The sequence below is a fragment of the Klebsiella sp. JN_Kp121 genome (genome assembly GCF_040062145.1).
In the GTDB taxonomy this organism is placed as follows: Bacteria; Pseudomonadota; Gammaproteobacteria; order Enterobacterales; family Enterobacteriaceae; genus Klebsiella; species Klebsiella aerogenes.
In genome coordinates this window covers 79,753-86,252 of the sequence record NZ_JBEAHX010000031.1, presented here as the reverse complement: position 1 = coordinate 86,252, position 6,500 = coordinate 79,753, and the positions used below count along the sequence as shown (strand labels likewise).

Here is a 6,500-nt window from a genome sequence, read left to right as displayed (position 1 = left end):
ACCCGGCGGCTTGTTTGCCGTTGTTCCGTGTCAGTGGTGGCGCATTATAGGGAGTAATTCTGAAGTGACAAGAGGAAATTCAAAAAAACTTTTCGTTCGCTCGATTTTCCACCATAACGCGAGTTTTACGCGCTATTTGCTCGTCATTTGCGCGATTTCTCGGGCAAATCTGGCAACCTGCGGCCAATCGGTATAAACCACTTCTTTACTGGTATCCGTTTCCCCGCCGGTCATCTTCATAATTAAGCGAATCATCATTCGATCGTACCAGCGATAGCGCGGATAACGCAGCGCACCGGCAAATACCGCGCAGCTCTGCGGCTGCCACGGCGAGTTAAGGAGAAACTTGCGCGTATAGCTGTTGGTTTGCGGCGTCCGCTTTTCCGGTTTGCGCGCCACCAGGTTTACCGAGAAGAACGCCCCCGGCAACGCCTGCAGAGATGCCAGATGCTTTTTCACAAAGCGGTCCAGCGCTGGATGAAAGTGCCCGTAACGAATAGAAGCGCCAATCACCACCCGATCGTAATGATGCCACTCAACCGTCTCGGTACGGTTCAGGTTCACAGTATCCGCATCAACCCCCAGCTCTTTGAGTTCAGAAGCCAGGTAGGAGGCAATTTCACGGGTCTGCCCATCCCGGGTGGAGAAAAGAATTAAAGTTTTCACGAGCACTCCTGTTATTCGCGCCAGAAAGTGGGAGTAAAGAGCACCAATAAGGTGAACACTTCCAGACGACCAAACAGCATGTTAGCAATCAGGATCCATTTCGCGACCGGGTTCATTGTCGCAAAGTTATCAGCAACGACCCCAAGACCAGGCCCCAGGTTGTTCAATGTCGCCACAACTGAAGCAAAGGCAGAGAAGTCATCAACCCCAGTCGCAATAATAGCCAGCATACTAATGATAAAGACCAGCGCATAGGCGGAAAAAAATCCCCACACGGCTTCCAGAATACGTTCCGGTAGCGCACGGTTGCCTAGCTTAATGCTATAGACCGCATTCGGGTGCACCAGGCGCTTAAGCTCACGATTCCCCTGCTTAAACAGCAACAGGATACGAATGACCTTTAAGCCACCGCCCGTTGACCCGGCGCAGCCGCCGATAAACGCAGAGCATAGCAGCAATACCGGCAAGAACAGTGGCCAACGCGCAATACTATCGGTAGTAAACCCAGCGGTCGTCGCCATCGATACCACCTGGAAGAACGCCTGGTTCAGCGTTGTTAACACCGAGCCGTAGACATTATGTAGCCACAATACCAGTGTACAGACGATAACCAGGGTTAGCTGAACACCGATAAACATTCTGAATTCCGGGTCACGCCAGTAAACCCGCAAACTGCGTCCACTTAATAGCGAAAAGTGCAGGCCATAGTTACAGCCGGAGATCAGCAGGAAGATGGCGATGATGGAGTTAATCATCGGGCTATTAAAGTAGCCGACGCTGGCATCGTGAGTTGAGAAGCCGCCGATAGCGATGGTCGCAAAGCTATGGCCAATCGCGTCGAATGCCGGCATTCCGGCAAACCACAGCGCCAATGCGCAGGCGACGGTTAATAAGACATAAATAAGCCACAGCGTTTTTGCCGTCTCGGCAATACGCGGGCGCATTTTATTGTCTTTCAACGGGCCCGGCATTTCCGCCCGGTAGAGCTGCATCCCACCGACGCCGAGGATAGGCAAAATCGCCACCGCCAGCACGATGATCCCCATACCGCCGAACCACTGCAGCATCTGGCGATAGAACAGGATGGCATGAGGCAGTGAGTCCAGTCCCACCAGCGTCGTCGCGCCGGTAGTGGTTAAGCCGGAGAAGGATTCAAAAAAGGCATCCGTCACCGTCAGATTAGGCTGTTCAGCAAAGATAAACGGTAACGCACCGACGCTACCCAACACGGTCCAGAACAGCACGACAATCAGAAACCCCTCGCGGGATTTCAGTTCGCCTTTTTGCTTGCGGTTCGGCCACCACAGCATGGAGCCAATCGCCAGGGCAACAAAGAAGGTTTGGGTGAAAGCTCGCCCCGCGCCATCGCGATATATCAAGGCCACTAATCCCGGGACAATCATTGTCCCCGAAAATAAGATGACCAACAGTCCAACGATTCGGGTTATCGCGCGAAAATGCATCTCTGGCGCTTCCTTTGGGTTACAAAAAAATCAGGTGGGGATTATTCGTCAATCTTCAGTAATTGCAATGAACCACGACTAAAATCAGCCAGTTTTGTCGAAAAAGAGGCCACTTCAGCTTGCGGAAGCGCGACGCGCAGTTGCACAGACGCCTGATATTCGCTTTCCACAATAATGCCCGAGAACTGCGCCAGCAACGCTTCTACCCCGGCCAGCTGTCCGTATTCACATTGCAAAGTATATGCGGTTAACGGCGTCTTGCGCTGCGTTTTCAACTGCGCAAGCGCCTGATGGACGCCGCCGCCATAGGCCTTCACCAGGCCGCCGGTACCCAGCAGAATACCACCGTAGTAGCGCACCACCACCGCGGTTATCTCGCCGACGCCGCTGCCCATCAGCTGCGCCAGCATGGGTTTACCTGCCGTTCCCGCCGGTTCGCCATCGTCAGAGAAACCCAGCTGCTGTGAATCATCAGGAGGCCCGGCAACCCACGCCACGCAGTGGTGACGAGCGTCCGGGTGCTCAGCCCTGACCGATTCGACAAACGCTTTCGCCGCCGCCACGCCGTCGGTATGCGCCAACAGCGTGATGAAACGGCTCTTTTTGATCTCTTCAACAACGCTCACCGGCGCGGCCGGCACCAACCAACTTTCCATTACGCCAGTTTCAGGTCGCGCGTCATATTTTCGATGCTGTTTTCGTGAACCACCACGTTATCTTCGATACGAATCCCGCCAAACGGCTTCATGGCTTCAATTTTCTGCCAGTTGAAGTGCTTGCTGAACTGCCCTTCACGCCATGGCGCCAACAGCGACTCAATAAAGTAGATGCCTGGTTCGATAGTCAACACCATACGCGGTTCGAGAATACGGGTGCAGCGCAGGTAAGGATACTTCGACGGCGCCGCCAGATGCGTACCGGTATCGTCTTGCATGAAACCGGCGACATCATGAACCTGCAGGCCCAGCGGATGACCAATCCCGTGTGGCATAAACGGCCCGGTCAGATCGTTTTCCACCATCGCCTCTTCGCTCATGCCGGTCACTAGCTGGTGTTTACGCAGCAGCTTTGCGATGCGCTGATGGAACTGAATATGGTAATCAACGTAACTGGCGCCAGCCTTCATGGTGCTAATCAGCGCCAGTTGCTCGTCGTTAACGTCTTTAATCAGCTGCGCGAAATCGTTGTCGCTGTGGCCTGCCCAGGTACGAGTCAGGTCCGCGGCATAGCCGTTGTACTCTGCGCCCGCATCCAACAAGAAGCTACGCATTTCGGTTGGCGCACGGTGATCCAGCTTGGTGTAGTGCAATACGGCCGCATGCTCATTCAGCGCCACGATATTGCTGTAAGGGACGTCGGTATCGCGATGACCGGTCGCCGTCAGGTAAGCCTGATTAATATCGAACTCGCTCATCCCCGACTGGAAAGCTTCGTGGGCCGCGCGATGGCCGTTCACCGCCGATTTCTGCGCTTCACGCATACAGGCCAGCTCATAGTCGGTTTTGTAAGCGCGATAATAGTGCAGATAGTCGATAACGCCTTTCGGGTTGATTTTGTCTGCCGCGATCTCCAGACCTAAAGCACGTTCCGGCACCGGGCCGATATACGCTATGTTGCCACGCGCCGCGGGCAGTTGACCGCCAATGCCATCGGCTTTCGGCAACGCAATAACATCCACTTCCTCAGTCCAGAAAGAGGTCGGCAGCGGCTCAACGTTGTGCCAGTAATCGACCGGCAGATAGAACCACAGTTTCGGTTTATTCACGCCATCCACCAGCAGCCAGCAGTTTGGCACCTGGGTCACCGGCACCCACGCCTTAAACTGCGGGTTAACCTTAAACGGATACGGATGATCGTCGAGGAAGACATTGATCAGCTCGCCGGAGTGGATAAGCAGAGCATCCAGCTTGAAGCGATCTAAAACTTTGCGGGTACGTTCTTGTAGGGTAACGATATGATTTTTATAAAGCGCGGCCAGTGATTCCATCTTTTATCCTTTGCTTTTATTGGATCGTGATTCTCCGCATCTTAGCACATTGGCTCCAGGCCGGGTGATTTCTACCGGATGTGATCCGACCAGCAATTATTTAAAGAGTAATTTGCATTTTCTTAACATAAATTCCACACTCCGAGTCATCTGGTATGACCAGATCATATTGCTGGATTCAGGAGACTGACATGCTCTACAAAGGCGACACCCTGTACCTCGACTGGCTGGAAGATGGCATTGCCGAACTGGTTTTCGACGCCCCCGGCTCGGTTAACAAGCTTGATACTGCAACCGTTGCCAGCCTCGGTCACGCGCTGGACGTACTCGAAAAACAAAAAGATCTCAAAGGGCTGCTGCTGCGCTCTGAAAAAGCGGCCTTTATTGTCGGCGCCGATATCACCGAATTCCTTTCACTATTCCTGGTGCCGGAAGAACAGTTGAGCCAGTGGCTGCACTTCGCCAACAGCGTCTTCAATCGTCTGGAAGATTTACCGGTCCCTACTCTGTCAGCGGTTAACGGCTACGCGCTGGGCGGCGGCTGCGAATGCGTACTGGCGACCGACTATCGCCTCGCCACGCCGGATCTGCGCATCGGCCTGCCGGAAACCAAGTTGGGCATTATGCCTGGCTTCGGCGGTTCCGTACGTCTGCCGCGCCTGCTCGGCGCCGATAGCGCGCTGGAAATTATTGCCGCCGGTAAAGACGTCGGTGCCGATCAAGCGCTGAAAATTGGCCTCATTGACGGCATTGTTGCCGCGGAAAAACTGCATGACGGCGCGCTGGCGATTCTGCGCCAGGCGATTAATGGCGACCTGGACTGGAAAGCCAAACGTCAGCCGAAACTGGAGCCGCTGAAGCTCAGCAAAATTGAAGCCGCCATGAGCTTCACTATTGCCAAAGGTATGGTCGCGCAAACCGCCGGAAAACATTACCCGGCGCCGATCACCGCGGTAAAAACCATCGAAGCCGCCGCGCGTCTTGGCCGTGATGACGCGCTGAAGCTGGAAAACCAAAGTTTTGTTCCACTGGCGCACACTAACGAAGCGCGCGCGCTGGTCGGCATCTTCCTTAACGACCAGTACGTCAAAGCGAAAGCGAAAAAACTCACTAAAGATGTCGAGACGCCGAAGCACGCTGCCGTATTAGGCGCCGGCATTATGGGTGGCGGCATTGCTTACCAGTCAGCCTGGAAAGGCGTGCCGGTGGTGATGAAAGACATTAGCGACAAATCGCTGACCCTTGGCATGACCGAAGCGGCGAAGCTGCTGAATAAACAGTTGGAACGCGGAAAAATCGACGGCCTGAAGCTGGCCGGAGTGATTAGCACCATTCAGCCAACGCTGGAATACAGCGGTTTTGACCGCGTGGACATCGTCGTTGAAGCGGTGGTGGAAAACCCGAAAGTGAAGAAAGCGGTACTGGCGGAAACCGAAGAGAAAGTGCGTCCGGACACCGTGCTGGCTTCCAACACCTCAACGATTCCTATCAGCGAGCTGGCCAGCGTTCTGCAGCGCCCGGAGAATTTCTGCGGTATGCACTTCTTTAACCCGGTACATCGCATGCCGCTGGTTGAAGTGATCCGCGGCGAGAAAACTTCGGACAAGACCATTGCCAAAGTCGTGGCCTGGGCCAGCAAAATGGGCAAAACACCGATCGTGGTGAATGATTGCCCCGGCTTCTTCGTTAACCGCGTCCTGTTCCCCTATTTCGCAGGCTTCAGCCAGCTGCTGCGCGACGGCGCGGATTTCCGCAAAGTCGATAAAGTGATGGAAAAACAGTTTGGCTGGCCGATGGGCCCGGCCTATCTGCTGGATGTTGTCGGCATCGATACCGCGCACCATGCTCAGGCGGTAATGGCGGCGGGGTTCCCACAGCGGATGCAGAAAGATTATCGCGATGCTATCGACGCGCTGTTTGACGCCAGCCGTTTCGGCCAGAAGAACGGCCTCGGTTTCTGGCGTTATAAAGAAGACAGTAAAGGTAAGCCGAAGAAAGAAGAAGATGCCGCAGTCGATAGTCTGCTGGCCGAAGTCAGCCAGCCGAAGCGCGATTTCAGCGATGAAGAGATTATCGCCCGCATGATGATCCCAATGGTTAACGAAGTTGTTCGCTGCCTGGAAGAAGGCATTATCGCCAGCCCGGCGGAAGCGGATATGGCGCTGGTATACGGCCTGGGCTTCCCTCCATTCCACGGCGGCGCATTCCGCTGGCTGGACACCATTGGCAGCGCAAAATATCTCGATATGGCGCAGCAATACCAGCACCTCGGCCCGCTTTATGCCGTGCCGGAGGGTCTGCGTAATAAGGCCCGTCATAACGAAGCGTATTATCCTCCAGTAGAACCAGCCCGTCCGGTTGGCGAACTGAAAACGGCTTAAGGA

At 54.6% G+C, this 6,500-nt stretch carries 5 protein-coding genes; 1 reads left to right on the top strand and 4 read right to left on the bottom strand.

Annotation, left to right across the window (positions count from 1 at the left end; genetic code table 11):
• Window positions 1–132 precede the first annotated feature (132 nt).
• From hemG to pepQ, 4 genes are read right to left on the bottom strand one after another with little or no spacing between them, the layout of a single operon-like run.
• Entirely contained in the window at window positions 133–666 is a 534-nt protein-coding gene (gene hemG / locus ABLU86_RS21035; protein ID WP_015368833.1) for a menaquinone-dependent protoporphyrinogen IX dehydrogenase, read from the bottom strand.
• A gap of 11 nt (window positions 667–677) precedes the next feature.
• Window positions 678–2,129: a Trk system potassium transporter TrkH gene (trkH, locus tag ABLU86_RS21030; protein WP_015368834.1), complete on the bottom strand. Its 1,452-nt coding sequence runs from the start codon at window positions 2,127–2,129 to the stop codon at window positions 678–680.
• A 41-nt stretch (window positions 2,130–2,170) separates the two neighbouring features.
• On the bottom strand, window positions 2,171–2,785 hold the full coding sequence (locus ABLU86_RS21025; protein WP_015704001.1) for an IMPACT family protein: 615 nt from the start codon (window positions 2,783–2,785) through the stop codon (window positions 2,171–2,173).
• Complete coding sequence (gene pepQ / locus ABLU86_RS21020) at window positions 2,785–4,116, bottom strand: Xaa-Pro dipeptidase (protein ID WP_020077585.1); 1,332 nt, start codon at window positions 4,114–4,116, stop codon at window positions 2,785–2,787. Before pepQ ends, ABLU86_RS21025 begins: the two co-directional genes overlap by 1 nt.
• Window positions 4,117–4,307: 191 nt before the next feature.
• On the opposite strand from pepQ, the gene fadB reads away from it, so the two are divergent.
• Window positions 4,308–6,497 (top strand): fatty acid oxidation complex subunit alpha FadB, encoded by a 2,190-nt coding sequence (gene fadB / locus ABLU86_RS21015; RefSeq protein ID WP_015368837.1) that lies wholly within the window; start codon window positions 4,308–4,310, stop codon window positions 6,495–6,497.
• Window positions 6,498–6,500 lie beyond the last annotated feature (3 nt).

Coding starts and splice junctions, on each gene's coding strand:
- trkH (WP_015368834.1), bottom strand. CDS start 2,129: ATGCATTTTCGCGCGATAACCCGAATCGTTGGACTGTTGGTCATCTTA.
- ABLU86_RS21025 (WP_015704001.1), bottom strand. CDS start 2,785: ATGGAAAGTTGGTTGGTGCCGGCCGCGCCGGTGAGCGTTGTTGAAGAG.
- pepQ (WP_020077585.1), bottom strand. CDS start 4,116: ATGGAATCACTGGCCGCGCTTTATAAAAATCATATCGTTACCCTACAA.
- fadB (WP_015368837.1), top strand. CDS start 4,308: ATGCTCTACAAAGGCGACACCCTGTACCTCGACTGGCTGGAAGATGGC.